The organism is Achromobacter sp. Root83, assembly GCF_001428845.1.
Classification (GTDB): domain Bacteria; phylum Pseudomonadota; class Gammaproteobacteria; order Burkholderiales; family Burkholderiaceae_B; genus Achromobacter.
Window position 1 is genome coordinate 19,898 of the sequence record NZ_LMIU01000002.1, and the last position, 25,685, is coordinate 45,582.

The 25,685-nt window shown below is 66.4% G+C and carries 27 protein-coding genes; 19 read left to right on the plus strand and 8 right to left on the minus strand.

What is annotated here, in order from left to right; genetic code table 11:
• Positions 1 to 84 precede the first annotated feature (84 nt).
• The 4 genes from ASE30_RS05540 (at position 85) to ASE30_RS05555 (ending at position 3,803) form a co-directional block, all read left to right on the plus strand.
• Positions 85 to 1,653, plus strand: a complete 1,569-nt coding sequence (locus ASE30_RS05540; protein WP_057283303.1) for a tetratricopeptide repeat protein — start codon at positions 85 to 87, stop codon at positions 1,651 to 1,653.
• A 390-nt stretch (positions 1,654 to 2,043) separates the two neighbouring features.
• Positions 2,044 to 2,523 carry a carboxymuconolactone decarboxylase family protein gene (locus ASE30_RS05545; RefSeq protein WP_057283304.1) on the plus strand — a complete coding sequence of 160 codons (480 nt, stop codon included), beginning with the start codon at positions 2,044 to 2,046 and terminating at the stop codon, positions 2,521 to 2,523.
• A gap of 9 nt (positions 2,524 to 2,532) precedes the next feature.
• Positions 2,533 to 3,288, plus strand: coding sequence for an SDR family oxidoreductase (locus ASE30_RS05550; protein WP_057283305.1), 756 nt, complete (start codon positions 2,533 to 2,535; stop codon positions 3,286 to 3,288).
• Positions 3,289 to 3,308: 20 nt separating this feature from the next.
• On the plus strand, positions 3,309 to 3,803 hold the full coding sequence (locus ASE30_RS05555; protein WP_057283306.1) for an Ohr family peroxiredoxin: 495 nt from the start codon (positions 3,309 to 3,311) through the stop codon (positions 3,801 to 3,803).
• 4 nt (positions 3,804 to 3,807) lie between these two features.
• On the opposite strand, the gene ASE30_RS05560 is transcribed toward ASE30_RS05555, so the two are convergent.
• From ASE30_RS05560 to ASE30_RS05575, 4 genes are all read right to left on the minus strand, one after another.
• Positions 3,808 to 4,812, minus strand: coding sequence for a LysR family transcriptional regulator (locus ASE30_RS05560; RefSeq protein WP_057283307.1), 1,005 nt, complete (start codon positions 4,810 to 4,812; stop codon positions 3,808 to 3,810).
• Positions 4,813 to 4,990: 178 nt separating this feature from the next.
• Positions 4,991 to 5,425 carry a cupin domain-containing protein gene (locus tag ASE30_RS05565; protein ID WP_057283308.1) on the minus strand — a complete coding sequence of 145 codons (435 nt, stop codon included), beginning with the start codon at positions 5,423 to 5,425 and terminating at the stop codon, positions 4,991 to 4,993.
• A gap of 120 nt (positions 5,426 to 5,545) precedes the next feature.
• Positions 5,546 to 6,424: an RNA polymerase sigma-70 factor gene (locus ASE30_RS05570; protein WP_057283309.1), complete on the minus strand. Its 879-nt coding sequence runs from the start codon at positions 6,422 to 6,424 to the stop codon at positions 5,546 to 5,548.
• A 131-nt stretch (positions 6,425 to 6,555) separates the two neighbouring features.
• Entirely contained in the window at positions 6,556 to 7,557 is a 1,002-nt protein-coding gene (locus tag ASE30_RS05575; protein WP_057283310.1) for a bestrophin family protein, read from the minus strand.
• Positions 7,558 to 7,845: 288 nt separating this feature from the next.
• Between ASE30_RS05575 and ASE30_RS05580 the strand changes: the two genes are divergently transcribed.
• The 3 genes from ASE30_RS05580 to ASE30_RS05590 are packed head-to-tail and all read left to right on the plus strand — an operon-like array spanning position 7,846 to position 10,422.
• Positions 7,846 to 8,679, plus strand: coding sequence for an alpha/beta fold hydrolase (locus ASE30_RS05580; RefSeq protein ID WP_057283311.1), 834 nt, complete (start codon positions 7,846 to 7,848; stop codon positions 8,677 to 8,679).
• A gap of 31 nt (positions 8,680 to 8,710) precedes the next feature.
• Complete coding sequence (locus ASE30_RS05585) at positions 8,711 to 9,628, plus strand: MBL fold metallo-hydrolase (RefSeq protein WP_057283312.1); 918 nt, start codon at positions 8,711 to 8,713, stop codon at positions 9,626 to 9,628.
• 44 nt (positions 9,629 to 9,672) lie between these two features.
• On the plus strand, positions 9,673 to 10,422 hold the full coding sequence (locus tag ASE30_RS05590; RefSeq protein ID WP_057283313.1) for an SDR family NAD(P)-dependent oxidoreductase: 750 nt from the start codon (positions 9,673 to 9,675) through the stop codon (positions 10,420 to 10,422).
• A 96-nt stretch (positions 10,423 to 10,518) separates the two neighbouring features.
• Here ASE30_RS05590 and ASE30_RS05595 read toward each other — a convergent pair whose 3' ends face one another.
• Positions 10,519 to 10,764 carry a hypothetical protein gene (locus ASE30_RS05595; RefSeq protein WP_057283314.1) on the minus strand — a complete coding sequence of 82 codons (246 nt, stop codon included), beginning with the start codon at positions 10,762 to 10,764 and terminating at the stop codon, positions 10,519 to 10,521.
• 209 nt (positions 10,765 to 10,973) lie between these two features.
• Between ASE30_RS05595 and ASE30_RS05600 the strand changes: the two genes are divergently transcribed.
• The 12 genes from ASE30_RS05600 to ASE30_RS05655 all read left to right on the plus strand — a co-directional run bounded on the left by ASE30_RS05600 (position 10,974) and on the right by ASE30_RS05655 (position 22,528).
• Positions 10,974 to 12,098 carry a cupin domain-containing protein gene (locus ASE30_RS05600; RefSeq protein ID WP_057283315.1) on the plus strand — a complete coding sequence of 375 codons (1,125 nt, stop codon included), beginning with the start codon at positions 10,974 to 10,976 and terminating at the stop codon, positions 12,096 to 12,098.
• 89 nt (positions 12,099 to 12,187) lie between these two features.
• The gene (locus ASE30_RS05605) at positions 12,188 to 13,099 is read left to right on the plus strand and encodes a fumarylacetoacetate hydrolase family protein (RefSeq protein ID WP_057283316.1); all 912 of its coding nucleotides are present in this window, start codon (positions 12,188 to 12,190) and stop codon (positions 13,097 to 13,099) included.
• 47 nt (positions 13,100 to 13,146) lie between these two features.
• Positions 13,147 to 14,340 (plus strand): ABC transporter substrate-binding protein, encoded by a 1,194-nt coding sequence (locus ASE30_RS05610; protein WP_057283317.1) that lies wholly within the window; start codon positions 13,147 to 13,149, stop codon positions 14,338 to 14,340.
• Positions 14,337 to 15,251 (plus strand): branched-chain amino acid ABC transporter permease, encoded by a 915-nt coding sequence (locus ASE30_RS05615; protein ID WP_057283318.1) that lies wholly within the window; start codon positions 14,337 to 14,339, stop codon positions 15,249 to 15,251. The genes ASE30_RS05610 and ASE30_RS05615 overlap by 4 nt, the downstream gene beginning before the upstream one ends.
• Positions 15,248 to 16,234, plus strand: coding sequence for a branched-chain amino acid ABC transporter permease (locus ASE30_RS05620; protein WP_057283319.1), 987 nt, complete (start codon positions 15,248 to 15,250; stop codon positions 16,232 to 16,234). Before ASE30_RS05615 ends, ASE30_RS05620 begins: the two co-directional genes overlap by 4 nt.
• Positions 16,224 to 16,994, plus strand: a complete 771-nt coding sequence (locus tag ASE30_RS05625) for an ABC transporter ATP-binding protein (RefSeq protein ID WP_057283320.1) — start codon at positions 16,224 to 16,226, stop codon at positions 16,992 to 16,994. Before ASE30_RS05620 ends, ASE30_RS05625 begins: the two co-directional genes overlap by 11 nt.
• Positions 16,981 to 17,673 (plus strand): ABC transporter ATP-binding protein, encoded by a 693-nt coding sequence (locus tag ASE30_RS05630; protein ID WP_057283428.1) that lies wholly within the window; start codon positions 16,981 to 16,983, stop codon positions 17,671 to 17,673. The genes ASE30_RS05625 and ASE30_RS05630 overlap by 14 nt, the downstream gene beginning before the upstream one ends.
• Positions 17,674 to 17,760: 87 nt before the next feature.
• Positions 17,761 to 18,522 carry a GntR family transcriptional regulator gene (locus tag ASE30_RS05635; RefSeq protein WP_057283429.1) on the plus strand — a complete coding sequence of 254 codons (762 nt, stop codon included), beginning with the start codon at positions 17,761 to 17,763 and terminating at the stop codon, positions 18,520 to 18,522.
• Positions 18,515 to 19,399, plus strand: a complete 885-nt coding sequence (locus tag ASE30_RS05640) for an alpha/beta hydrolase (protein ID WP_057283321.1) — start codon at positions 18,515 to 18,517, stop codon at positions 19,397 to 19,399. The genes ASE30_RS05635 and ASE30_RS05640 overlap by 8 nt, the downstream gene beginning before the upstream one ends.
• A gap of 30 nt (positions 19,400 to 19,429) precedes the next feature.
• Positions 19,430 to 20,344: a LysR family transcriptional regulator gene (locus ASE30_RS05645; RefSeq protein ID WP_057283322.1), complete on the plus strand. Its 915-nt coding sequence runs from the start codon at positions 19,430 to 19,432 to the stop codon at positions 20,342 to 20,344.
• Between the two features lie 136 nt (positions 20,345 to 20,480).
• On the plus strand, positions 20,481 to 21,473 hold the full coding sequence (locus ASE30_RS05650) for a tripartite tricarboxylate transporter substrate binding protein (protein ID WP_057283323.1): 993 nt from the start codon (positions 20,481 to 20,483) through the stop codon (positions 21,471 to 21,473).
• 110 nt (positions 21,474 to 21,583) lie between these two features.
• Positions 21,584 to 22,528, plus strand: a complete 945-nt coding sequence (locus ASE30_RS05655) for a succinylglutamate desuccinylase/aspartoacylase family protein (protein ID WP_057283324.1) — start codon at positions 21,584 to 21,586, stop codon at positions 22,526 to 22,528.
• Between the two features lie 33 nt (positions 22,529 to 22,561).
• Here ASE30_RS05655 and ASE30_RS05660 read toward each other — a convergent pair whose 3' ends face one another.
• From ASE30_RS05660 to ASE30_RS05670, 3 genes are all read right to left on the minus strand, one after another.
• Complete coding sequence (locus ASE30_RS05660; protein ID WP_057283325.1) at positions 22,562 to 23,083, minus strand: lipocalin family protein; 522 nt, start codon at positions 23,081 to 23,083, stop codon at positions 22,562 to 22,564.
• Between the two features lie 78 nt (positions 23,084 to 23,161).
• Positions 23,162 to 24,733, minus strand: coding sequence for a glutamate--cysteine ligase (gene gshA / locus ASE30_RS05665; RefSeq protein WP_057283326.1), 1,572 nt, complete (start codon positions 24,731 to 24,733; stop codon positions 23,162 to 23,164).
• 32 nt (positions 24,734 to 24,765) lie between these two features.
• Positions 24,766 to 25,665, minus strand: coding sequence for an alpha/beta hydrolase (locus ASE30_RS05670; RefSeq protein ID WP_057283327.1), 900 nt, complete (start codon positions 25,663 to 25,665; stop codon positions 24,766 to 24,768).
• Between the last annotated feature and the right edge of the window lie 20 nt (positions 25,666 to 25,685).

The following is a 25,685-nucleotide window of genomic DNA, read 5'->3' on the forward strand; positions in this document are numbered from 1 at the left end:
GAGACTCCCGTAGGCGCCAAGTAGAATTGCAGCCGCCGCCCATGCGGCAGCCAATTCCACCGAGCGCGCTTTAGGGAAGTACCAATGGCAGAGGCCCAATCCAAACTGGACATTCTGGCGCAAGCCGCCGCCGCGTTTACCGCCGGCGACGCCAGGCAAGCGGCAGATCTGCTGGAGCCGGCGCTCGCGTCCCATCCTGACGATGCGGAACTTATCTGCTCGCTGGCCTATGCCCTGAGCCGCCTGGATCGCCTGGACCTCGCCGCCGACCGCTTTGACGATGCCGCGCGCCTGCGTCCCAACGATATCGCCGTGTTGCGCGACGCCGGCAGCGTCAACCTCAAGGCCGGCCGGTTGGAAAGCGCGCTGATGCACTTTCGCGCTGCCTACCGCGCCTCGAACAATGATCTTGCCCTGCTGGGCCGTATTGTCGACGTCCTGCTGCGGCTCAAGCGCGCCGGCCAGGCCTTGGCGCTGATCGACGGCACCGTGGCGCTGGCGCCGCGCGTGGCGCCGCTGCACTATCTGCGCGGCATCGTGCTGGGCGCACAAGGTCAGCACCGCCAGGAGAAAGCCGCCTACGAAACCGCGCTCAAACTCGATCCCCGATTGCTGGACGCGCACACCAACCTCGGCGTTCTGGCGCGTGACGAGCAGCGCTTTCAGGATGCATTGCGTCACTTCAAGCAAGCGCTTGCCATCGACAGCGACCACGCCGGCGCGCGCAACAACCGGGCGCAGACCAACTTGCTGCTGGGTCAATACACTCATGGTTGGCGCGACTACGAGTGGCGCTGGCGCGATGGCGTGCAGACCATGCCCTTCAGCGGTGCGCCCTGGTTGGGCGAATCATCGCTGCAAGGCAAGACCTTGCTGGTGCATGCAGAACAAGGCTTGGGCGACACGCTGCAGTTCAGCCGTTACGTGGCGGCCTTGCCCAACCAGGCAGACCGCGTGATCTTCCTCGTGCAGGCGCCTCTCCTGACTTTGCTGCAGGCCAACCTGCCCGGCGTAACCGTCATCAGCCAGAATGACGAGGTCCCTGTCTTTGACCGTCACACGCCCTTGCTGAGCCTGCCGCTGGCACTGTCGCGCCACAGCGCCGAACCCTGGCCGCTGACTCACACACTGCAAGCCGATGCCGCGCGCACGCAAGCCTGGGCCGAATATTTGGGTCCCAAGGGCGCGCGCCCGCGTATCGGCCTGGCCTGGTCCGGCAGCGCGAGCCACCAGGACGATCACAACCGCTCGATTCCGTTTGAAGTTCTGAGTCCGCTGCTCGACGTGCCGGCGGACTTCATCAGCCTGCAGAAGGACGTGCGCGACGACGACCTCGCCGCCATCGAGCGCTGGCGTGCTGGCAACCCCGCCGCCACGCTCCGATTGACCGGCGCTGAACTGAACGACTTCGCCGATAGCGCGGCTCTGGCGGCAAACCTGGATCTGATCATCACGGTGGACACGTCCGCCGCCCACTTGGCGGGCTCGCTTGGCCGACCGACCTGGCTGCTGCTTCCGGCCATGCCCGACTGGCGCTGGCAGCTCAACCGCAGCGACACGCCGTGGTATCCGTCCATGACCCTGCATCGCCGGGGACAGGACTGGAGCGAACTGCTGCAGACGCTGCGCGAGAAGCTGCGAGCGTCAGCCTGAGCCCCTGAAAAGGCCAAGAAAAACAAAGTGGTGAACGCACCCGCCGGGTGCGTCCTGTGAGCGTCACCTCAAGCGCTGATGGCCGAAACCGGGATTTCACCATTCCGTGCCTCAGTCGCGATCGCTTCGCGTGCAAGCACTTGCCCGGCGGCGGCCTGTTTGTAGCGACGCCGCGCGGCGTCGGACAGCCGGAACGTTAGCCCCCGCCCATCAAGGCCCCGGGCTGACCGCCGGCCACCCCAACCATTGTTGCCATTGCGTCAACATCATGGTCCCTTGGCCGGGGCTTCTGCCGATTTCCATGCGGCCCTACGATTCAGGCGTTGTCCAAGCAAACACCACACCCGGTCCAGCACTGGCTGGACGCCGAACCAATCCGAGGGAACCATCATGAGTCAACGTCTGAACGCCTTTGCCCAATCGCCCGAATTGTTCAAGAAATTCGTCGAATTCGGCATGCTCTTGAAGTCCGGCACGATCGAGCAGTCCATCCTGAGCCTGGTCGAAATCCGGGCCTCGCAGATCAACGGCTGCGGCTTCTGCCTGGATATGCACGTGAAGCAGGCCAAGATCCACGGCGAACGCGAACTGCGCCTGCATCATGTGGCGATCTGGCGCGAATCCACCGAGTTTTCCCCGCGTGAGCGCGCCTGCCTGGCCTGGACCGAAGCGCTGACCACGCTGGGCGCGCATGGCGTGCCCGACGAGATCTATGAGCGTGTGCGCACCCAGTTGTCCGAAAAGGAAATCTCGGACCTGAGCTTCGCCGTCATGGCGATCAATGGATGGAACCGCCTCAACGTGGGCTTCCAGACCGTGCCCGGCTCGGCCGACAAGGCCTATGGCCTGGACAAGGCCAAGTTCAACTAAGGACTCATCATGAAAATCCTGGTAATCGGCGGTACGGGCCTGATTGGCTCCAAACTTGTCAAACTGCTCACCGAGCAAGGCCACGAGGCCATCGCCGCGTCGCCCGCGACCGGCGTGAACACGATCACCGGCGAAGGCCTGGACCCGGCGTTGGCCGGGGTTGATACCGTGGTCGATGTCGCCAATTCGCCCTCGTTCGAAGACCGGGCCGTGCTGGAGTTCTTCCAGACCTCGGGACGCAACCTGCTGGCGGCGGAAGCCCGGGCCGGTGTGCGCCACCACGTCGCCCTGTCGGTGGTGGGCACGCACCGCCTGGCCGAAAGCGGCTACTTCCGCGGCAAGATCGCGCAGGAAGAACTGATCGAGGCCGCCGGGATTCCGTACACCATCGTTCACAGCACGCAGTTCTTCGAGTTCCTGGGCGGCATCGTGCAGTCGGGCACCCAGGGCGACGAAGTGCGGCTGTCGCCCGCCTTTGTCCAGCCGATCGCGTCCGACGACGTCGCGCGGGCGATGGCCGATGCCACGCTGGGGGCGCCGGTGAACGGCACCGTGGAAATCGCCGGCCCCGAGCGGGTGCGTCTGGCCGAACTGGCGCAACGCTACATGGGTAAAATCGGCGACACACGCACCGTTCAGGCAGACGCGGGCGCGCGCTATTTCGGCGCGTTGCTCACCGATGACACACTGGTGCCCGGATCCGGCCCGCGCCTGGGCAAGATCGACTTCGAAACCTGGTTCAGCCGTTCGGGCGCACGAAAGTAGCGGCGGGCACGAGGACCTTCATGAGCAAACTGCGGCCTCCTCCCCAGACTCTCCTGGACAAGTACCGGGGCGAGGATTTCCTTCCCCTGTACACCACCAGCGTGACGGTGCGCGGCGGAGAGGCCGCGCACGGTCGCGCCTCCGGCATCGCCATTTCCGATGATGGCGAGCTGTTTGTCGAACTGCGCCTGCCGGTCGAGTTGGGCGGCAAGGGCGGGGGAACGAATCCTGAACAACTGTTTGCCGCCGGTTATGCGGCGTGCTTTCACGGCGCGCTGAGCATGCTGGCCGGGCGGGCCGGCGTGGCCGTCCCGGACGCCTCCGTGACGGCCACCATCTCGTTCGGCCGCGATCCCGTGGACGGTTTGTTCGCGCTGACGGCGGATGTCAATATCCACCTGCCCGGCGTGGACAAGGCCGTGGCCGAAGAACTGGTGCGCAACACGGAACGCCTGTGCCCGTATTCCAAGATGGCCCAGGGTGGAATCGAAAGCGTGGTGGCGTTGACGCAATAGCCGTTCACGCCTGCTTGAGCAGCAGGCTGTCGAGTATTTGCAGATCCAGCGCGCGGATGCGTTCGGTCATGTAGTCGATGAATACGCGCATGCGTGCCGGCAGGTGCTGGCGGCTGAGGAAACACAGGTAATGTCCGCGATCGTCGGGCGCGTGTTGCGGCAGGCAGGCGACCAGCCTGCCGGCGCGCAGGTGGTCGCAGACCTGATAGCCGGCCATTTGCGCGATGCCATGGCCGTCCAGCACCGATTGCAGAACGAGATCGGCATCGTTGAACGTCAGCATGGCGGGCGGCGCAACCTTGCGCAGGTGGCCGCTCTCCTTGAACTCCCATTCGTACACCCGCCCCGAGGACAGCCGAAAGTTCACGCAGCGGTGGGCCTCGAGTTCGTCGACGCTGCTGGGCAGGCCGTGCGCGGCGGCATAGCCGGGCGAGGCGCACAGCATCATCTGCATGGGGATCACTTTCTTGGCGATCACCTGGCTGTCTTCCATGCGGCCGTTGCGGAACGACACGTCGACGCGGTCCGTGGTGAAGTCGGTGGGGCCGTCATCCAGCAACAGCTCCACCGAGATATTCGGGTTGATCTCCCGGAACTCCTTCAGCAAGGGGGCGACGACCTTGCGGCCAAAGCCCACGGTGGAGCACACGCGCAACTGACCGGTGGGCGGGCCCTCGCGCAGTTCGCGCATGTCGTCCAGCGCCTGGATGATGCGCTCGACGCCGGGATGGCATTGCTCATAGAAGCGTTTGCCCTCGGCAGTCAGAGAGGTGCTGCGGGTGGTGCGGACGAACAGCCGGATACCCAACTGATCTTCCAGCTTTTGCACGCTGCGGCTGACCGCCGAGCGGCCGATGCCCAGGCGGTCGCCGGCCTTGGCGAAGTTGCCTTCCGCGGCGACGGCGATGAAGGCCATGACGCCCGCGTAGCTGGTGGCGAAGCTGTCGGCCAGTGAATCTGGCCCGCTGGATTGGGTGGTGACCGGGGAGGCTGTAGAGGGTGTCGACATGTTGGCGGCGCCGCGAGTGGGTTGATCCTACCCCTAAGACGGCGCGCCGGGCAATTTTGTGACACTGGCCCGAAGAAAAAAAGCTGGTTTTCCCGAAGGGGATGGCCAGCCCGCTATGCGTGGCGGGTGCCGGGTTGCCTATGCCGGGCACCGCCATGATGGCCTTCTTGAATCGTCCCTATTTAACCGGCACCAAGGCCGGGGCGCCCTGTTTCTTGATCAGGACGACCAGGAACTTGGCGGGCTTGGTCTGGCTGGCATTGCGGCCCACGGTGTGGATGTCGTCCGGCCCTTCGTAGAAGGTCTGGCCCGGGGTCAGCGTGACTTCCTTGCCGCCCTTGACCTGCATGATGATGCTGCCTTCCAGCACGTAGACGAAGCCGTAGGCGTCGTGGCGATGGATGGGGTCGGCGGCTCCGGGCGGGTAGTCGACGATGAGCATCAGCGCATCCTTGCCCGGGATGTCCGGCAGGTTCTTTGTCATCAGCTCCGTGACGATGGGATCGGCGGGCTTGGCGGCGGCCGCGTCGTGGTGGGACGCGCCGTGGGCTATCTGGCCCAGCAACGCCCCGGCGGCAATAAAGGGCAATCCGAACTTCATGATCTTCGACATGGCCTGTCCTTGGTTGAGTGGTGACAGGGCCATCGTAGAAGTGGGGGCGGCGCGGCGGTAGATCCGCGCAAGGGATCACGATGTTGCCCGCCATGCACCAACGGCGGCGCGGGGGCGGCGTCAGCCTTGCGCCAGCGCGGCCGCGATGCGCGCCAGCTTGTCCGGGTTGCGCTGCACCAGGACGCGGGTCAGGCGTACGCCGTCGGTTTCATAGGACTGCACGGATTCAAGCTTGCCATCGATGAAACGCAGCAGCGCCCATTGCCCGTTCACCTGAACCACCTCGGTGCGCAGCGCGTCGCGGAACCTGCGCGTGCCCGCGTAGAAAAGCTGCGCCAGGCGCTTGCCGCCCACCAGGCGCGCAAAGCTGGAGACCTTGTCGCCGCCGTCGCCGATGAGCTCGGCGTCGTCGCTCAGCAGGGCATGCAGGCCATGGAAGTCGCTGCGTTGCATGGCGTCGGCGAAGGCCAGCAGAAGGCGTTGCAGCGTGGCGCGCGGCACGGCCTCGCGCGGGGCGCCCTGCCGTAGCTGCAGCCGGGCCCGCCGCACGAGCTGGCGGATCGCGGCCGGGGTCTTGTCCAGCGTCTGCGCGATGTCTTCGTAGTCGGCGTCGAACACGTCGCGCATCAGGAAAGCCGCGCGGGCGTCCGGCGACAGGCGTTCCAGCATGAACAGAAACGCCACCGAAACATCGTCCGCGAATTCGTGGATCTGCTCGGGCGTGGAGGGCGGGGCCATCAGCATCGGTTCCGGCAGCCACGCGCCCACGTACTGGGCCCGTTCGGCCTTGGCCGCGCGGAGCCGGTCGATGGACAAGCGGGTGGTGACGGTGACCAGCCAGGCTTCGGCGTTATCGACCACGGACCGGTCCGTGCCGTGCCAGCGCAGCCATGCGTCCTGCACCACATCTTCGGCCTCGGCCACCGCGCCCAGCATGCGGTAGGCGATCGCGTACAGGCGCGGGCGGTGACGGTCGAACAGGATCACGGAGTCGGTCATGGAGTGGGCCAACGCCAATGGGGAGAGGGGGCGAAAGGCAGGCTATTTTGCCGCAGCGCGCCAGGGACGACAAGCGCGAAGCGCCTATGCGGGACAGCCGCCCGGGGCGCGCGCGCGGCGGGTCTCCGCGCCTACAGCACGATCACCTTGGAGGACAGCCCGGGCAGGTCGGAGCGGCCCTGCATCTGCTTCAGGTCCCGCTCTATCATCGTGCTCAGGCGGCTGATCGGCACGTCGTTGGCGCTGCCCTCGAAGGGGTTCTCCGTGCTTTCGCCGACCTGCTCAAGCGAGGTGTAGATCCACGAGATGATCACGCTGAACGGCACCGCCAGCCATACCATCTGGCCCTGCATGAAACCGCCCACGTCCTGGCCGAGCTGAGCGAACTGGCCTGTCAGGCCAACCGGCAGCACCACGCAGAAGGCACGCACGAACAAGGTGTTGATGATCGCGTACTGGCGCGGATACGGGAAATTCTTGATCCGCTCGGCCTGTCCCTGCAGATCGAGGAACTCCCGGATGCGGCTGTTGAGCTCGGCATATTCCGAAGCGGTGATGGCACCCTGGTCCAGCAGGCTTCTGACCGCGCGGCCCTGCATGGCAAGCAGTTGCGCGGCCTTGCCGTCGGCCTGCATCAACGCGGCGATTTCCTCTTGCGGCAGGTAACGGGACAGCGCGGATTCCAGGGATTCGCTGCGTTCCGGGATCACGTACCGCTTCCGGTATTCCGTATTGGGCCGGCTTGCCACGGTTTCCCATGCGCGCGCCTCGCGCAATTGATAGCGCAAGGCCGTCAGCCAGGCCAGGTGCCGCTTCAGCAGGCCGGCGGTCTGCTCGGCATTGCCGACATAGGTATGGCTGATCACGCCCCAGTAACGGCTGGCGCTGACGATGCTCATCCAGATCTTCTGCGCTTCGACCGTGCGCGCGTAGGTCTGCACGTTCTTGAAGCCGACGACGAAGGTGGCGGCGGTGCCCAGCAGCGACACCACCGACAAGGGCAGGGTCAGCCATTTCATGCCAGCGACCTGATAGAGCAGCACGGGCACGAGGCTCAGCGCCAGCAGGCCGTAGATATTCCTGCGGGTCCAGACGATGAACTCGCTCAAGCGGTAGGACTTTCCCAGATGCATGATGTCGCTCCCGCGCCCTTGGGCGCTCCAGTAGGACAAATGCTAGAGATGCGGCGGGCGGGGCGGTAGGGCCGCGCAAGGACGCATGGTGTTGTCCCGGCGACAACAATCGTGCCGCGCACAGCCCCAGGCGTGCGCGCCCCTGCGCCGTTGCGCATTGGTGCGCGCCGCACAACAGCGTGCTTCCCGTCACGGGCCTACCGGGCAAAAAACGCCAGACCTACGATGCAGTCGTCGATCACCGAAGCACGACGCAACGCAACGCCCAACCCCAACCGGAGCACGTCCATGACCCGCAACACCATCACCACTGAAGACGGTACGCAGATCTATTACAAGGATTGGGGCGACGGCCCCGTCGTCACCTTCTCGCATGGCTGGCCGCTCAATGCGGACGCCTGGGACGGCCAGATGCACTTCCTGGCGCGCAAGGGTTTTCGTGTCATCGCGCATGACCGCCGCGGGCACGGGCGCTCGTCGCAATCCTCGTCCGGCAATGACATGAACGGCTACGCCGACGATCTGGCGCAACTGATCGAAGCGTTGGACCTGAAGCGCATCACGATGGTCGGCCATTCCACCGGGGGCGGCGAAGTGGCGCGCTACATCGGCCGCCACGGCACCGGACGCGTGGCCCGCGCGGTGCTCATCGGCGCGGTGCCGCCGGTGATGCTGAAGTCCGCCGCCAACCCCGAAGGCCTGCCGATCGAGGTCTTCGACGGCATCCGCGAGGGCGTGGCGGGCGACCGCTCGCAGTTCTACAAAGAGCTGGCCATCCCCTTTTACGGCGCCAACCGCCCTGGCGCCAAGGTGTCGCAAGGACTGCTGGACCAGTTCTGGCTGTGGAGCATGCAAAGCGGCCAGAAGAACGCCTACGAATGCATCAAGGCGTTCTCCGAGACGGACTTCACCGAAGACCTGAAGAAGATCGACGTGCCGACATTGTTCATGCACGGCGAGGACGATCAGATCGTGCCTGTGCACGATTCGGCGAAGAAGGCCGCACGCCTGGTGAAGAACGCCAGGGAAATCTACTACCCCGGCGCGCCGCATGGCCTGACCGCCACCCTGCAGGACCGCATCAATGCCGACCTGCTCGATTTTCTGAACGCCTCTGCCTGACACGTTTCACTTTTCTTTTGGAGATTCCGCCATGTCTTCCGTAATCAATCCCACGAATTCCGTCGGCCAGACGCCCATCGATCTGGTTCCTTCGCGTTACGCGCTGCAAATCGGCGACATCGACGCGCTTGTCGTCAGCGACGGGGTGCTGCCCTTACCCACCTCGACCATGGCGACCAATGCCGATCCCGCCGACCTGGCGAACTGGCTGGACTACATGTACATGCCGCCGGACGCATTCGACTGGCCGCTGAACGTGATGGTGGCCCGCAGCGGAGACCAGACCATCCTGATCGACGCGGGGCTGGGCGGGCAGTTCCCGGGATTCCCGCGTGCTGGGCAATTCCCGCAGCGCCTGCAGGCCGCCGGCATTCCGCTGGAATCCGTGACGGACGTGATCATCACCCACATGCACATGGATCACGTGGGCGGCTTGCTTGTCGCCGGCGTGAAGGAGCGCCTGCGTCCCGACGTGCGCATCCACGTATGCGCGACCGAAGTCGACTTCTGGACCTCGCCCGATTTCACGCAGACCGTCATGCCCAAGCCTGTGCCCGCGGTGCTGAAGACCACGGCCACCAGCTTCTACAACGAATACCGCGACCGGATTCGGACCTTCGAGGACCGCTACGAGGTGGCGCCTGGCGTGATCGTCCGTGTCACCGGCGGCCACACCCCGGGGCACAGCGTGGTGGATCTGATCTCGGGCGATGACCGGCTGACCTTTGCCGGCGACGCCATGTTCCCGGTCGGGTTCGACCACCCCGAGTGGCACAACGGCTTCGAACACGATCCCGAGAAGTCGGCCGCTGTCCGGATCGGCCTGTTCCGGGAACTGGCGGAAAGCCGCGGGCTGCTGGTGGCCGCTCACCTGCCGTTCCCGTCCGTAGGCCGGGTGGCGGTCGACGGCGACGCGTTTCGCTGGGTTCCGGTCATCTGGGATTACTGACTTCAACAGGCCGTGCGGCTATCCGTGCCCATGAAGGAACAAGCATGAAAAAACTCTCAGGAAAGACCGCCGTCATCACCGGCGGCAACAGCGGCATCGGCTTCGCGGCCGCCCAGGCCTTCATCGCCGAAGGCGCGCGTGTCGCGATTCTCGGGCGCCGGCAGCGGGCCGTCGACGATGCGGTGGCGCTGCTGGGCGCATCCGCTTTCGGCGTGGTGGGGGACGTCGGCGAGCTGGCCACGCATGATCGCCTGGTGGCGCAAGTGCGCGAACGGTACGGCGCCATCGACATCTACATGGCGAACGCCGGCATGAACAATATCGAGCCTTCGCAAGCCGTCAGCGCCGACAGCTACGACATCCAGTTCGGCACCAACACGCGCGCCGTGTTCTTCGGTGTCACCAAGGCGTTGCCGCTGATGCGCGACGGCGGCTCCATCATTCTGACGGGCTCGATCGCGAGCGCGAAGGTATTGGACGGCCACGCCGTCTACGCGGGCTCGAAGGCGGCCATCGAAGCCTTTGCCCGGGCCTGGGCGCTGGAATTCAAGGCCCGGAAGATCCGCGTCAACGTGCTGAGCCCCGGCCCCACCGACACCCCCATTCTTGAAAAGCTGGGCGTGGCGGAATCGGACCGCTCGGCGTTCGAGCAGAGCGTGGCCGCGGCGATCCCCTTGGGACGGCTGGCGCAATCGGGGGAATTGGCCCGCGCTGCGTTGTTCCTGGCGTCGGACGACAGCAGTTTCATCACCGGCGTGAACCTGCGTGTCGACGGCGGCATTGCGCTGACCTGACGCCGGGCCGGACCTGGCTCCCCTGCGGGCAGGCCAGGGTCCGGCGCCCGGTGGCGCGTGCCTGGCGGCTTTACGCCGCCCGCGCCAGGCCGGGAGCTAGTCGTCCAGCGAGGGCACGGTGCCGATCTGCGCGAGGATGCGGGGCGATTCCATGTCGCCGGTTTCTTTATCGATCAGCACTTCATACGCGGCGACGCCCGCGAATTTGGATGCCATCGAATTCGCGATCCGGATGGCTCCGAATTCGCTGCTGGCCGGACGGATTTCCCCGGGGGCGACGCCATTGGCGGCGGCGCGATAGGGAACGACGATGTACTGGACGAGATGAGCAGCTTCTGACACAGGATTCTCCCCTGGACGACAGTTTTTCGGGCGAGCGAAATGTATCACGTCGCACTGTGTTTTTGTACAGTATTTTTTGACGGTGCGCCAATAAATCCGACCCGCTTGCCGGTTCTCAAGGAAAACCCCTAGTGCGCAATCATTGCCCGATCCGGGCCTCGCCACTATGATTTTCGAAAATCCAATGATTTTTATAAAAAAGGAATCAGATGGAAGCGAACCGGTACGACACCTACCGCGAGGACACCGCAGGCCGCGCCAATGTGGCTGATTCGCCCGAGCGCATCGCCTATTACCAGGAGCTGGCTCGCCTGGAGACGGGCGCGCTGTGGACGGTGGCGAACAAGATCGAGCCCTGGGCGCCGCGTTCCGCGTCGGTGCCGGTGGTGTGGCGCTACCAGGAATTGCGCGGCCATGTCCTGCGGTCGGCCGAACTGGTGTCTCCCGAAGAAGCGGGGCGGCGCGTCATCTATCTCAACAATCCCGGCCGCCGCGACGTGGCCGCCGCCGTGGGCTGGCTGTATTCCGGATTGCAGGTGATGCAGCCCGGTGAGCTCGCGTCCGCCCACAAGCATTCGCATTCGGCGCTGCGCTTCATCATGGAAGGGCGCGGCGCGTACACCGTGGTGGACGGCCACAAGATGACCCTGGGCGCGAACGATTTCGTGCTGACGCCCAACGGCACCTGGCACGAGCACGGCGTTGCCGAAGACGGCACCACCTGCATCTGGCAGGACGGCCTGGACATCCCGCTGGTCAACGCGCTGGAAGCGGGCTTTTACGCCGTGCATCCCGACCTGAACCAGACGGTCACCCATCCGGTGGACGACACCAGCGCGGCATGGGGCGGCGTGGCCCTGCGGCCCCAGGTGTCGGGGTGGGCCAAGCCCTATTCCCCGCTATTCAAGTACGAATGGGAACCCACGTACGAGGCGCTGCGCCGCTACGCGCGCACCACCGACGGCAGTCCCTATGACGGCATCCTGCTGAATTACGTGAACCCGGCCACGGGTGGCCCGGTCATGCCGACCATCGGCGCCAGCATGCAGATGCTGCGGCCCGGCGAACACACCAAGGCCCATCGCCACACCGGCAGCTTCATCTATCAGGTGGCCAAGGGCAGCGGCTTTTCCATCATCGACGGCAAGCGCTACGACTGGACGGAACGCGACATCTTCTGTGTGCCGTCCTGGGCCATCCACGAACACGCCAACCTGTCTTCCAACGACGATGCCTGCCTGTTCTGCTTCAACGACCTGCCCGTGCTGCGGTCGCTGGCGCTCTACCGCGAAGAAGCGGTCAAGGAAAACGACGGCCATCAAGTGCTGATCTAGCGTCGCCCGGCCCCTCATCGAATCTTTATCCGCCGCGCGGGCCTGGCCCGCGCGCCCGGCTCAACTCGTCCTGAATCTATGGAGTACCTATGCGCTTGGTGACTTTTCGCGCTCATCCCGCCGCCGCCGCCCGGCTTGGCGCGCTGGCCGAAGGCTATGTGGTGGACCTGGCCCTGCTGGGCCGCGCCGGCGGCGTCGACCTGCCCGACGACATGCTCGCCTTCATCGACCTGGGGCCGGTTGCCGTGGCGCAAGCCAGCCGGCTGCTGGAGTCGTTCCGCGGCGCCTGGCCCGTGGGCACGGCCTTGCCCCAGGAAAACGTGAAACTGCTGGCGCCCATTCCACGGCCCCGCAAGAACATTTTCGGCATCGGCCTGAACTACGTTGAACACGTGGCGGAGTCCAGCCGCACGCTGGACACCTCGGCCGACCTGCCCAAGCAGCCGGTGATATTTTCCAAGCCGCCTACCACCGTCATCGGTCCGGGCGACGCCATCGAGCACAACGCCAAGATCACGCAGCAACTGGACTGGGAAGTGGAACTGGCCGTCATCATGGGCCGGCGTGCGACACGCGTGGCCGAGGCGGACGCGCTGTCCTACGTGTTCGGCTATAGCGTGATGCTGGACATGAGCGCCCGCGACTGCCGCCGGGCCGGCCAGTGGATCTACTCCAAGGGCCAGGACACCTATGCGCCGTTCGGCCCCTGCATCGTCACCGCCGACGAGATCCCCGATCCGCAGGTGCTGGATCTGTGGCTGACGGTCAACGGCGAAAAGAAGCAGGGTTCCAACACCCGCCACATGCTGTTCAAGGTGCCTTTCCTGATCTCGGACATCAGCGCCGGCATCACGCTTGAGCCGGGCGACATCATCGCGACCGGCACGCCGGAGGGCGTGGGCGCGGGCCGCAAGCCCCAGGAATGGCTATGGCCGGGAGATGTGGTGGTGGCCTGCGTGGAAGGCATCGGCACGCTGCGCCATCCGGTGGTGGCCGTCTAGAACCCGCACCGCCGCAAGGCGGGCAATCCAGTCCTCAGGGGGAAAACATGATCAACAAGCACGTATTCGGCGGCATGACCGCCATGCTGGCCGCCGCCGTCTCGATGGGGGCCGCGAATGTGGCGATGGCAGCCCCGGAGCCGGTCAGGATCGGCTTCATCGCCACCTTGTCCACGCCGGCGGGCTACATCGGCGAAGACGAACGCGACGGCTTCAACCTGGCCGTCAAGCAGGGCGGCGGCAAGCTGGGCGGCGTGCCCGTGCAATTGGTCAATGAAGACGATGGACTCAAGCCCGCCAATGCCAAGCAGGCGGCCGACCGCCTGCTGCAATCGGGCGTGAAGCTCTTTACCGGCGTGAACTTCTCGAACGTGCTGGCGGCGGTCGTGCCCAGCGTGGTGAAGTCGGGCGCCTTCTATGTCAGCCTGAACCCCGGCCCGTCGAACTTCGCGGGTGAAAAGTGCGACCCGAACTACTTCGTGGCGTCGTACCAGAACGATGCCTTCCACACGGCCGGCGGCGTGGCCGCCAACGAGCTCGGCTATAAGCGCGTGGTGCTGCTGGCGCCGAACTACCAGGCCGGCCGGGACGCGATCGAAGGCTTCAAGCGCACCTACAAGGGCGAGGTCGTCGCCGAGATCTACACCAAGCTGGACCAGTCCGACTTTTCGGTGGAGCTGGCGCGCCTGCGGTCGCTGGCGCCCGAAGCCATCTACCAGTTCCATCCGGGCGGCACCGGCATCAACTTCGTCAAGCAGTACGCGGCCGCGGGCCTGAACAAGACCATCCCGATGCTGATGCCCAGCTTCTCGATGGATGCGCGCATGATCCAGGCAACGGGCGAAGCGTCGGCGGGCTCGTACACCACAGGGATCTGGTCGCAGGATTTCGACAATCCGCAGTCCAAGGCCTTCGTGCAGGCCTTCAAGGACGCCTATGGCCGCGTGCCCACGGACTACGCGATGCAGGCGTATGACACCGCCCAGTTGATCGGCGTGGGGTTGAAAGCGACCGGCGGCGACCTGTCCAAGGCCACGGAATTCCGCGCCGCCTTGCGCAGCCCGGAATTCACGTCCCTGCGCGGCAAGTTCGTCATGAACACCAACCAGCATCCCATCCAGGACCTCTACCTGATGCGCATCGAAAAGGGCAGCGACGGAAGCCTGTCGCCGCGTCTGGTCCGCAAGCTGGTGTCCGACGACAAGGACGCCTACGCGCAATTCTGCAAGATGCCGTCATGACGCTCCTGTTCGAACAGTTGCTCAACGGGCTGCAGTTCGGCGCCATGCTCTTCCTGCTGGCGGCCGGGCTGACGCTGATCTTCGGGATCATGGGCGTCGTGAACCTGACCCATGGGTCGTTCTACATGGTGGGCGCCTACTGCGCGGCCTACGCCATCGGCACCACGGGATCGTTCCTGGCTGGTGTGCTGGCGGCGCTGCTGGGCGCGGGACTGTACGGTGTGTCGGTGGAAGTGCTGGTGATCCGCAGGCTGTACAAGCGCGATCACCTGTACCAGGTGCTGGCCACCTTCGGGCTGCTGCTGTTTTCGAACGAGGCGGTCAGCCTGATCTTCGGGCGGCGTCCGCCGCTGGTGAACATCCCTTCCTTTCTGGAAGGGGCGGTGACCCTGGCGCCGGGCTTTCAGTATCCGCTGATCCGCCTGTCGTTCATCGCCATTGGCGCGCTGGTGGCGGTGGGCCTGTGGTGGCTCGTCAACCGCACCCGCATCGGCATGCTGATCCGCGCGGGCGCCGACGACCGCGAGATGGTGGACGCGCTGGGCGTGGACATCAAGAAGCTCTATACGCTGGTGTTCGGCCTGGGCGCCTTGCTGTGCGGACTGGCCGGCGTGATGGCCGCGCCGCTGTTGGCCGTCGAGATCGGCATGGGAGAACGCATCCTGATCACGACCTTCGTGGTCATCGTGATCGGCGGTGTGGGATCGGTGCGCGGCGCGCTGGCGGGCGCCCTGCTGGTGGGCATGGTGGACAGCATGGGACGCGCGTTCCTGCCGCAACTGCTGTCCACGATGTTCTCGCCGGCCACCGCGGACCCGCTGGCCGCGGGCATGGCCTCGGCCAGTATCTATGTGTTGATGGCGATCGTGCTGATCGCCAGGCCGGGCGGACTGTTTCCGGCGCGAGGATGATGATGCCAAAGACACTTACGAATCGCGCCCGCTGGGGCCTGGCCGGGTTGACGGTGCTGATCCTGCTGCCGGCCGCGGCGCTGGCCTCGGGCTCGCCCTTCCTGATCGGCGTGGTGACGCGCTTTCTGATCTACGGACTGGCCGCGGTCAGCCTGGACCTGGTGATCGGCTACGGCGCCATGGTCAGCTTCGGCCATGCCATGTTCTTCGGGCTGGGCGGCTATGCGGTCGGCATCATCGCCTTCCATACCGCCGAGGCCGGCCCCATCTTCGGCTGGGACGGCAGCAACGCGGCCCTGGTGGTGTGGCCGATCGCGCTGGTCGTGTGCGCGCTGGCCGGGTGGGTATTCGGCTATCTGGCGCTGCGCACGCGCGGCGTGCAGTTCATCATGATCACGCTGGCGTTCGGACAGATGGTGTACTTCATCCTGGTGTCCCTGCAGTTCTACGGCGGGGACGACGGACTGATGATCCCGCAACGCAATGTGCTGCCGGGCATCAACCTGGAAAGCCCGATGGTCTTCTACTACGTCTGCCTGGCGCTGCTGACGGCCTGGACGCTGCTGTGCATCCGCGTCACCAATTCGCGTTTCGGCATGGTGCTGCAGGCGCTGCGCCAGAGCGAGCGACGCGCGGTGAATCTGGGCGTGGCGCCCACGCCATACCGGCTGAGCGCCTTTGTGCTGTCGGCGGTGGGCACGGGTTTGGCCGGCGTGCTGTGGGCCAATTATGCGGGGCTGGTCACGCCCGACATGGCGGCCTGGACCAAGTCCGGCGAACTGATGGCCATTGTGATCCTGGGCGGGGTGGGCACCTTGCTGGGTCCGATCGCGGGCGCGGCGGTGTTCCTGGGACTGGAGCAAATGCTGTCCTCGCTGACCGAGCACTGGCTGCTGTACATGGGGCCCATCCTGGTGCTGGTGGTGCTGTGGGGGCAGAAGGGCCTGTTCGGCAAGCTGCTGGAGACGCGCCATGCGGACTGATGCTCCCCACAGCCTGTTGCGCCTGACGCAGTTGCGCAAAGCGTTCGACGCCGTGGTGGCCACCAATGGCGTGGATCTGGATGTGCGCGCCGGTGAAATCCACGCCATCATCGGCCCCAATGGCGCGGGCAAGTCCACCTTGATCGCGCAGATCTGCGGCGAGATCCGGCCGGACTCGGGCACCATCCATCTGGACGGCCAGGATGTGACCCCGCTGCGCGCCTTCGAGCGGGCGCGGCTGGGGCTGGGCCGGTCGTTTCAGATTACCGAGCTCTGCCATGAATACACCGCGCTTGAAAACGTGATCCTGTCGCGCATGCTGAAAGGCGGCCGCGCCTTCCAGGCCTGGTCCAATCCGCGCCACGACGCGGGCCTGAAGGCCGAGGCCATGCAATGGCTGACGCACGTGGGGCTGGAAGACCGCCGCCACGTGCGGTCGGCGGACCTGGCCCACGGCGAGAAGCGGCAACTGGAGCTGGCGGTGGCGCTGGCGCGTTCACCGCGCCTGTTGCTGCTGGACGAACCCATGGCCGGGATGGGCCCCGAGGAATCGGCGCGCATGACGCGGCTGCTGCAAGGCATGAAGGGCGACTACGGCATCTTGCTGGTCGAGCACGATATGGATGCCGTTTTCGCGCTGGCCGACCGCATCAGCGTGCTGGTCTACGGGCGCGTGGTGTTCAGCGGCGCGCCCGACGAGGTGCGCCGTCATCCGGAGGTGCGCGCGGCCTACCTGGGAGAAGAGCATGTTGAAGGTTGACGGGCTGACCGGCGGTTACGGATCCAGCAAGGTGCTGTTCGGCATGTCGTTCGAGGCCAGCGAAGGCGAAGTGATCTCCTTGATCGGGCGCAACGGCATGGGCAAGACCACTACCATCAAGACGCTGATGGGCATGCTGCCCGCCACCGGCGGCGCGGTGGCGTTCCGCGGCCAGTCGCTGGCGCGCTCCGCGCCCAGCACCGTGGCGCGCCTGGGCGTGGGGCTGGTGCCGGAAGGGCGGCGCGTGTTTGGCTCGCTGACGGTGCAGGAAAACCTGGTGGCCACATCGCGCGCCGCGCAGGGCGGATGGAATCTGGACCGTGTGTATGCGTTGTTTCCGCGCTTGAAAGAGCGCCGGACGCAGTCGTCCCGCACCTTGTCGGGCGGCGAACAGCAGATGCTGGTGGTGGGCCGCGCGCTCATGACGAATCCCAAGCTGCTGATCCTGGACGAGGCCACCGAAGGCCTGGCGCCGTTGATCCGCCTGGAAATATGGCGCTGCCTGCGCGCCTTGAAAGGCGAAGGCCAGACCATTCTGGTGATCGACAAGAATCTGCCCGAGATGGCGACGCTGGTCGACCGCCACTACATTGTGGACAAGGGGCGCGTGGCCTGGTCGGGCAGGCCCGCCGAATTGTCCTCCCAACCCGAACTGGCGCAGCGCTACCTTGGCATATGAAGCAAGCGCGGGACGCCCCGCACGCGCGGGTAGAATGAGCCGCCTGTGCGCGGGCCGGCGGGCAGCCGCCGACATCTGGAGAGCATGTTGAAGCCAAGAATCAAAGCTTCCCGCCAGGACGATTCCGGATCGGGCGGGAATGCGGAAATAGAAGAAATCACGCTGTCCGAGCAGGTCTACCGCCTGCTTCGGCGCGACATCATGAGCGGCGCCTTCGCGCCGGGCCAGTCCCTGCGGCTGGAAGTGCTCAGGCAGCGCTATGGCAGCAGCTTTTCTCCCATCCGCGAGGCGCTCAACCGCCTGCGCAGCGAGCGCATGGTGATCAACACCACCTCGCGCGGCTTCAGCATCGCGCCCTTGTCAGTGGAAGAAATGTGGGACGCCTGCGAGACCCGCATCCTGATCGACTGCGACGCGCTGCGCCGTTCGCTGGCCCATGCCGACGACGCCTGGGAGGCGCGGCTGGTGGGGGCCTACCACGCGCTGACGCTGGCCGTGCAGCGGGCGGGCAAGGCGTCTCCGCCCGCCGAGGACCTGGAAGAACTGCTGGAGGCGCGCCACCTGGATTTTCACCATGCGCTGATCGGCGCGTGCCGGTCACGCTGGCTGCTGGACCTGTCCACGCAGCTCTATGCGCAAACCGAACGCTATCGCCGCCCCGCGCGCGCGGGCGCCACGGCCTATGGACCGGAGCGCGATGTCGACGACGAGCACCGCCAGCTACTGGACGCCGCGATCTCGCGCGACGTCGACGGCTCGGTCGCCATGCTGGCCGCGCATTACCGCAAGACCGCCCAGTTCATCGAACGCATCATTTCGCAACCCGACTCGCAGGCCCGGCATGCATGACACTGGCATCGACCTTTTCTTTCCGACCATCGCCGAGCGCGAGGTGCAATACAACGCGCGCGAGTCGGTCGAGGACTTCGACGCCTGCGTGCGGCGCTATGCGGAGTCGTCGGCCCGGGTGAAGACCCGCCGTCCTGGCCTGCTGGACCTGCGCTATGGCATGGGCCAGGACGAAAGGCTGGACTTGTTCCTGCCGGCCGCCTCGCGCGCGCCGGCCCCGCTGTTCGTGTTCATCCATGGCGGGTACTGGCGCGCGCAAACCAAGGAAGACGCTCCGGTCATGGCCGAGGCATTCAACGCCGCGGGCGCCGCCGTGGCCGCACTGGAATACACGCTGGTGCCCGAGGCCACGCTGGGTGAAGTGGTGCGCGAAGTGCGTTCCGCCCTGGCCTGGCTGTACCGGAACGCGGCGGCCTATGGGGTAGACCCGGACCGGCTGTATGTGGGAGGCAGTTCGGCGGGCGGCCATCTGGCCGCCATGCTGGCCGCGCCGGGCTGGCCCGCCCGCTATGGCGTGCCAGCCGACATCGTCAAGGGCACGCTGGCGCTGAGCGGGCTGTTCGACCTGCGGCCGCTGTGCGATATCCTGCCGAACACGTGGCTGCAACTGACGCCGGCGCAGGCGGCCCATCAAAGCCCGATCTTCAACCTGCCGGAACAGGCGGGTCCGATGCTTCTGGCCGTGGGCGGCCGGGAGACCCAGGGCTTCAAGAATCAGACCGCTGCCTTCGAGGCGGCCTGGAATGCGGCGGGCCTGGCGTCCACGCGCATCCCCACGCCGCATTGCAACCACTTCGATCTGGTCAATGAACTCGAAGACCCGGACAGCGATCTGACGCGCGCCACCCTGGCGATGATGGGTCTGGCGGCGGGGTGAACGGCGGGCGATGCCGTAAGCTTGTCATCCATGGCGGACCTGAAACTTCTTGAAGACCTGATTGCGCTGGCGCAGACCGGCAGCTTCGTGCGCGCCGCGGAATTGCGCCATGTGACGCATCCCGCGTTCGGGCGCCGCATCCGCGCGCTGGAAGCCTGGGCGGGCGCGCCGCTGGTGGAGCGCCAGCGTCTGCCGGTGACGCTGACACCCGAAGGCGAAGCGCTGCTGAAGACCGCGACGCAGGTGATCGAGCAGATGGGACTGGTTCGTCACCGTATCCGGAGCTCGGGCGCCGGCGGCGAAGCGGTGCTGCGCATCGCCACGGGCCGCAGCCTGGCGCGCACGCTGGTGGCGGACTGGATTGCGCGGCTGCGGCACCGGACGCCCAAGGTGCTGACGGAGGGCACGCAGGTCGAACTATCCACCGGCAAGGCGCAGGACCTGGTGATCCGGCTGGAGCAGGGCAAGGTGGATCTGCTGTGCTGTTACGAGCATCCGGCCCTGTCCGTGCCCTTGAGCCCCGCCCGCTACCGCTATATGACCTTGGCGACCGACAAGCTGGTGCCGGTCAGCCAGGTGGACGCCCGCGGGCGGCCGCGCTATCTGCTGCAAGAGGGCGGAGCGGCCGTGCCGCTGATCACCTACACGGGCGGGCTGGCGATGGAACGCATCGTGGGCGACCGGCTCGAGGCCACGCCCTATGCCCTGACGCCCTTCGTGCGCAGCGATTCCCTGGACGCGGCGCATGGCGCCGTCGCCAAGGGCGTGGGCGTGGCGTGGCTGCCCTGGTCCATGGTTGCCGCGGACTGCCGCCGCGGGGTGCTGGTTGCGCTGGGCGGGCGCAGCGAAGAGATCGCCTTCGAGGTCCGCTTGTACCGGCCGCGCGCCCGGCTGACGGATCTGGCGGAGGCCGCCTGGGAAGCCACCGCCAACCGCAAGGCCTGATTCCGGGCAAAAAGCTCGATAAGCACAAAGATGTGCCGTTTCGGCACGGCTTTCGATTAAGCCACGTCCGAAAATGTCTCCCGAAACTCAAACGAGACGGCTACGCCGTCCATCACAGCACCCCAGGGAGAAATTCATGAAGTCCATCCTGCCCCCGTTGCGCGCAGCGCTAGTCGCGCTTGGCGCCGCCTCTGCCCTTGCCGCCGCACCCGTTGCCAGCGCGGCCGATTATCCCGCCCGCAGCATCTCGCTGATCGTCGGCTACCCCGCCGGCGGCAGCCTGGACCTGACCGCCCGCCTGCTGGGCGAAGAACTGGGCAAGCGCCTGGGCCAGACCGTCGTGGTCGAAAACGTGGGCGGCGCGGGCGGCACGATCGGCGCCCAACGCGTGGCGCGCGCCGCGCCCGACGGCTACACGATCTTTCTGGGTTCCACCAATGAAATGGTGATCGCCCGCATGATCAACACCGCGGTGAAGTACGACAGCGCCAAGGATTTCACGGCGCTGGGCATCGTGGCGTCGCAGCCGATGCTGCTGGCCGCCAGCAAGAATTCGGGCGTGAAGACCGCCGCCGACTATCTGCAGAAGCTCAAGGGCGCCGAGCCCGGCACGTTCAACTATGGCTCGTCCGGCGTGGGCACCACGCTGCACCTGGCCGGCGAAATGATCAACCAGGCAACCGGCACGCGCGCCGAGCACGTGCCTTACCGCGGCGTGTCGCCGCTGGTCACGGACCTGATGAGCGGCCAGCTCGATTACGGCATGCTTGTGCTGTCTTCGGGCCTGCCGCAAGTGCGCAGCGGCAACATCGTGGCGCTGGGCCTGACCGAGAACAAGCGTTCGCCGGCCGCGCCCGAGATCGCGCCGTTGGCGGCGACGCCGGGCTTCGAGTCCGTGGACATCAATCTGTGGTTCGCGCTTTACGGCCCGGCGGGCCTGCCCGAGCCGGTCGTGGCAAAGCTGCGCGGCGTGCTGGACCAGACGCTGCAGTCCGAGCAATTCCGCGCCAAGATGCAGGAAGCCGGCGGCGAAGTCGCCAAGCCGGGTATCGATCCCGTGGCCTATCAAGCCGAAGAGACCAAGAAATACGCGGCGCTGGTCAAGGCCGCCAAGATCGAAGCGCAGTAAACCGGCTGCAGTAAACCGGCTGCAGTAAATGGGCTGCAAGAAGCGGGCCGCAATAAGCGGCCCGCAGCCGATCACGACAACGAACGACCAGGCATCAAGCGACTGACACCATGGAATTCAAGCTCTCCGTCCCCGACCTGAGCGCCGAGCGCGCCGGCAACACCGGCACGCCGGGCGTGTGGCATTTTGACTCGGGCGTCCCGGGACGGACGCTCATGGTGTCCGCGCTGGTGCACGGCAACGAACTCTGCGGCGCATGGGCGTTGAAGGATCTGCTGGCCGCGGGCGTGCGCCCGCGTCGCGGCAGCCTGGTGCTGGCCTTCTGCAATCTGGATGCGTTCGACCGCTTCGACCATGCCAGCCACGACGCCTCGCGTTTCGTGCAGGAAGACATGAACCGCGTCTGGAGCGCCGAGCGCCTCGACAATCCGACGACGCCGGACCGGCAGCGCGGCGCGGCGCTGCGGCCCTGGGTGCGGCGCGCGGACTGGCTGCTGGACCTGCATTCGATGCACGAGCCCGGCGCGCCCCTGCTGTTGACGGGCGTCCTGCCGCGCAATATCGCGCTGGCGCGTCGCCTGAAGGCGCCGCAGCATGTCATCGTCGACGCCGGCCACAAGGACGGCGTGCGCATGCGCGATTTCGAACACTTCGGCGATCCGGCCCGGGAAGACGCCTGCGCCCTGCTGATCGAATGCGGATTCCATGGCGACCTGTCGTCGCGCGAGGTGGCGCGCGACATGGTGGCGCGGATGCTCGTGGAGTCGGGGGTGGTGGATACGGCGGACCTGCCCGACGGGTGGCTGTTGCCCGATCCCGCCGGGCAGCGGGTGCTGGAAGTGACGGATGCCGTAGTGGCGCCGTCCATGAACGTGCGTTTCGCCGGCGGCTGGACGGGCCTGGAAACCTTTGAAAAGGCCGGCTCGCTGATCGGCTGGGCCGACGAGCAGCCCATTGTGACGCCGTACGACCACTGCACGCTGATCATGCCGTCGCTGCGGCAGCTCAAGCCTGGCGTGACGGTGGTTCGCCTGGCCCGCGATTACGCGGGCTGACGGGGGCAGTGCGCCGCAAGAGCCGGCGCCGACCTACTTTTGCGGGGTGTAGCGCAGCTCGTCGAGCTGATAGCCCTGCGCCGTGGCGGCGGCCAGCGCCTTGTCCAGCTCTTCCTTGGGCAGTTGCGGCGAACGCGAGAGAATCCACAGATACTTGCGGTCGGGCGTGCCGACGACGGACCAGCGGTATTCCGGATCCAGTCCGATCACCCAGTAATCGCCCTTGAACGGCTTGGCGAACGAGACTTCCAGCTTGGCGTTGTTGCTGCCCTCGACCACCGTGGCGGTGCCCGACGCCGAATCGATATCCCCGTCCTTGGTGCGGCAGCGGTTGTTCACGCCGATCGTGCCGTCAGGATGCGCGGTGTATTCCGCCGTGGTGTCGCCCACGCAATTGCGTTGGAAGAACATCGGGAAATTCGCGATTTCGTACCACATGCCGGCATAGCGCTTCAGGTCCACCGAGGGCACGGTTTGCATGGGCGGCGGCGCGGCATGGGCGATTCCCGCCATGCTGGCGGCCAGGGCCAGCAGGATTGTTGCGGTGCGGCGCATGGAAAATCTCCTTTGTGACTGCTGCGGTCCGCGCGGCCCCGTTGCCGGGCCACGCGGACCAAACCTTAACGATACGCCTTATTTGCGCGGCGCCTTCAGCGCGGCGTGGTAGCGCGCCACGTAGGTGGCGAAGTCTTCGGTGTCCGACTGCTCCAGGCGCAGTTGCTCGGCGGCGGACTGCGCGGCGGCCTCGCGATAGGCGGCGGCCAGATCCGACGGCAGGGGTTGCGCGCGCAGCGCGTCCGCATGCTTGCGGCTCAGGTCCAACGAGTAGTCGTGGAACGAGAGGCCGCTGTCTTTCAGCGACGCCAACAGGCGCGCCGACGGCGTGGAGTCCGGCTGCTCAAGCTTGGCGCGCTGCGCCGCCAATGCCTCGGCGTAGGCGCTGCCGCCCAGCGCGGAGTCGAACAGCGCGGCGTAGGGCGCGATCTGGTCGAGCAGTTCGCGGCCCCATTGCGCCAGGCTCACGGCCTGCCCTTCGCGGTCGAGCATCAGGCCCGGCTTGCGGCCTTCCTTGACGACCACCGAGAAGTTGTCGGCGCTGCGCTGACAGTAGCCATTGGCCGGGAAGAAGGGGCTGTCGGACGCCGTGCAGAACAACAGGAAGGCGTCCACGAAGCGGGAGGTGGCGGCGTCGATGCCCACGGGCGAGGCCGGGTCGATGTCCAGGCAGCGGACTTCGACGTACTGCACGCCGCGTTCGGCCAGCGCCGTGATGGGCCGTTCGCAGCGGCCGGTGGCGCGTTTCGGCCGGATGCTGGAGTAGTACTCGTTTTCGATCTGCAGCACGTTGGTGTTGAGCTGGATCCATTCGCCGTTGCGATGCGTGCCGATCTTCTGGTAGTCGGGCCAGGGTTGCGTCACGGCGTCGTACAGGCGGCCGAGGAAGGTGTCCAGATCGTTGTAGCAAAGCTTGAGCTGCGACTGCGCCTTGTTCTGATAGCCCAGGTCGCTCATGCGCAGGCTGGTGGCGTAGGGCAGGTACAGGGTGTGGCCGCCCAGCTTTTCCAGCGCGTGGTCGTGGCCGCGCAGGAAGTCGCTGGCCAGCGCCGGGGCTGCGCCAAACAGGTACATCAGCAGCCAGGAATAGCGCGTGAAGTTGCGGATCAGGCTGATGTAGCCGCGCGAGCGGCGGTCTTGCGCCGAACCGGGCTGCGTGTCCAGGACGGACCACAGGTCCTCGGACAGCGAGAAGTTGTAATGTACGCCGGCGATGCACTGCATCGTCTTGCCGTAGCGCTCGGCCAGGCCGCGGCGGTACACATGCTTGAGCATGCCCGTATTGGACTTGCCGTACCAGGCGATGGGAATGTCCGCTTCCGGCGGCAGCGTGGCGGGCATGGACTGGTTCCAGATCAGTTCATGGTCCAGCACGCTGTAGACGTGGCGGTGGGTGTTGGTGAGCTCGGCCAGCAGGGCGTCCACGTCCGTATGCGTGCCCGTGATGAGTTCGAGCAGGGATTCGGAGTAATCGGTGGTGACGTGCTCGTTGGCCAGCGCCGAACCCAGTCCGGCGGGGTGCGGGGTGCGGGACAGGATGCCCTGTTCGTCCACGCGCAGGCCTTCTTTCTCGATGCCCCGCAGGGTCTGGGTCAGCAGCGAGCGGTTGGCCTCTAGGCGGGAGAGGCGGTTGGCGGCGGTATCGGTCACGGATTCTTCTCGTTGGGGGCTGTCGCCGGATTTTACGGGGTGCTGGCCTCCTGTGCCGAGGGAACCAGTACTGGGGACAGGGACAATGCCTGGGACGCGCGGACCAGCCACTCGTCCAGGTCGGCGTAGACCGGGTCGGCGATGGGGGCGGTTTCGTTGAAGATCTCGTGCCAGGCCGTGTCATACCAGCGCAGGGTCAGCAGTTCCGCCGGCGCCCGCTGGGCGAACTGGCGGCTGCCTTCGGCGGCCACGATGGAATCGTCGCCAGCCACCATCAGCAGCGTGCGGCAGGGCAGCAGCGAGGCTTCCCGCAGGGCTTGCCGCCCGCCTTCGTCCACGAAACGGGCCAGCCGTCCCGTCATCCGGCGCCGCACCAGCGGGTCGGACCGGTAGGCGCGCACGACCGCCTGGTCATGCGAGATCCGGGCGGCCGCCAGCCCGTGCGGCACCCGCAGGTCCGGCGCGTGCAGCGACATCCAGGTCAGGGTGCGGCGCACCCACAGTGGCACATTGACAACAAATGGCGGTGAACTGAGCACCAGGCCGTCCAGCTCGGCCAGGCGGCATTGGGCGATCCGCACCGCCACCAGGGCGCCCAGGCTGTGGCCCAGCAGGATGGGCGGGCGGCCCCGGGCCCGGGTCCAGGCCTGCAGGCGGCCCACGGCGTCGGTGATCAGGTCTTCCTGGTGGCCCAGGGTGGCGGGGCGTCCGCCCGAGCGGCCGTGGCCGCGGTGGTCGTGCGCGCCCACGGTCCAGCCGCGGGCCGTCAGCCAGCGCGCCAGCCGGTCATAGCGCCCGGCGTGCTCGCTAAGCCCGTGCAGCAGGTAGATACTGGGAGCGCCCGCGCCCGCGCCGGCGACAGGCGAGGGCACGTTGGGGGCGGCGAGCCACGAATAATTGGCTATCGGCGTGCCGTCGGGCGCGGGGGTCATCGAAATCGGCGACAATTTCT

Bases quoted from the DNA above. Each gene is read 5' to 3' on its own strand.
- ASE30_RS05540 (WP_057283303.1), top strand. From the start codon at position 85: ATGGCAGAGGCCCAATCCAAACTGGACATTCTGGCGCAAGCCGCCGCC.
- ASE30_RS05545 (WP_057283304.1), top strand. From the start codon at position 2,044: ATGAGTCAACGTCTGAACGCCTTTGCCCAATCGCCCGAATTGTTCAAG.
- ASE30_RS05550 (WP_057283305.1), top strand. From the start codon at position 2,533: ATGAAAATCCTGGTAATCGGCGGTACGGGCCTGATTGGCTCCAAACTT.
- ASE30_RS05555 (WP_057283306.1), top strand. From the start codon at position 3,309: ATGAGCAAACTGCGGCCTCCTCCCCAGACTCTCCTGGACAAGTACCGG.
- ASE30_RS05560 (WP_057283307.1), bottom strand. From the start codon at position 4,812: ATGTCGACACCCTCTACAGCCTCCCCGGTCACCACCCAATCCAGCGGG.
- ASE30_RS05565 (WP_057283308.1), bottom strand. From the start codon at position 5,425: ATGTCGAAGATCATGAAGTTCGGATTGCCCTTTATTGCCGCCGGGGCG.
- ASE30_RS05570 (WP_057283309.1), bottom strand. From the start codon at position 6,424: ATGACCGACTCCGTGATCCTGTTCGACCGTCACCGCCCGCGCCTGTAC.
- ASE30_RS05575 (WP_057283310.1), bottom strand. From the start codon at position 7,557: ATGCATCTGGGAAAGTCCTACCGCTTGAGCGAGTTCATCGTCTGGACC.
- ASE30_RS05580 (WP_057283311.1), top strand. From the start codon at position 7,846: ATGACCCGCAACACCATCACCACTGAAGACGGTACGCAGATCTATTAC.
- ASE30_RS05585 (WP_057283312.1), top strand. From the start codon at position 8,711: ATGTCTTCCGTAATCAATCCCACGAATTCCGTCGGCCAGACGCCCATC.
- ASE30_RS05590 (WP_057283313.1), top strand. From the start codon at position 9,673: ATGAAAAAACTCTCAGGAAAGACCGCCGTCATCACCGGCGGCAACAGC.
- ASE30_RS05600 (WP_057283315.1), top strand. From the start codon at position 10,974: ATGGAAGCGAACCGGTACGACACCTACCGCGAGGACACCGCAGGCCGC.
- ASE30_RS05605 (WP_057283316.1), top strand. From the start codon at position 12,188: ATGCGCTTGGTGACTTTTCGCGCTCATCCCGCCGCCGCCGCCCGGCTT.
- ASE30_RS05610 (WP_057283317.1), top strand. From the start codon at position 13,147: ATGATCAACAAGCACGTATTCGGCGGCATGACCGCCATGCTGGCCGCC.
- ASE30_RS05615 (WP_057283318.1), top strand. From the start codon at position 14,337: ATGACGCTCCTGTTCGAACAGTTGCTCAACGGGCTGCAGTTCGGCGCC.
- ASE30_RS05620 (WP_057283319.1), top strand. From the start codon at position 15,248: ATGATGATGCCAAAGACACTTACGAATCGCGCCCGCTGGGGCCTGGCC.
- ASE30_RS05625 (WP_057283320.1), top strand. From the start codon at position 16,224: ATGCGGACTGATGCTCCCCACAGCCTGTTGCGCCTGACGCAGTTGCGC.
- ASE30_RS05630 (WP_057283428.1), top strand. From the start codon at position 16,981: ATGTTGAAGGTTGACGGGCTGACCGGCGGTTACGGATCCAGCAAGGTG.
- ASE30_RS05640 (WP_057283321.1), top strand. From the start codon at position 18,515: ATGCATGACACTGGCATCGACCTTTTCTTTCCGACCATCGCCGAGCGC.
- ASE30_RS05645 (WP_057283322.1), top strand. From the start codon at position 19,430: ATGGCGGACCTGAAACTTCTTGAAGACCTGATTGCGCTGGCGCAGACC.
- ASE30_RS05650 (WP_057283323.1), top strand. From the start codon at position 20,481: ATGAAGTCCATCCTGCCCCCGTTGCGCGCAGCGCTAGTCGCGCTTGGC.
- ASE30_RS05655 (WP_057283324.1), top strand. From the start codon at position 21,584: ATGGAATTCAAGCTCTCCGTCCCCGACCTGAGCGCCGAGCGCGCCGGC.
- ASE30_RS05660 (WP_057283325.1), bottom strand. From the start codon at position 23,083: ATGCGCCGCACCGCAACAATCCTGCTGGCCCTGGCCGCCAGCATGGCG.
- ASE30_RS05670 (WP_057283327.1), bottom strand. From the start codon at position 25,665: ATGACCCCCGCGCCCGACGGCACGCCGATAGCCAATTATTCGTGGCTC.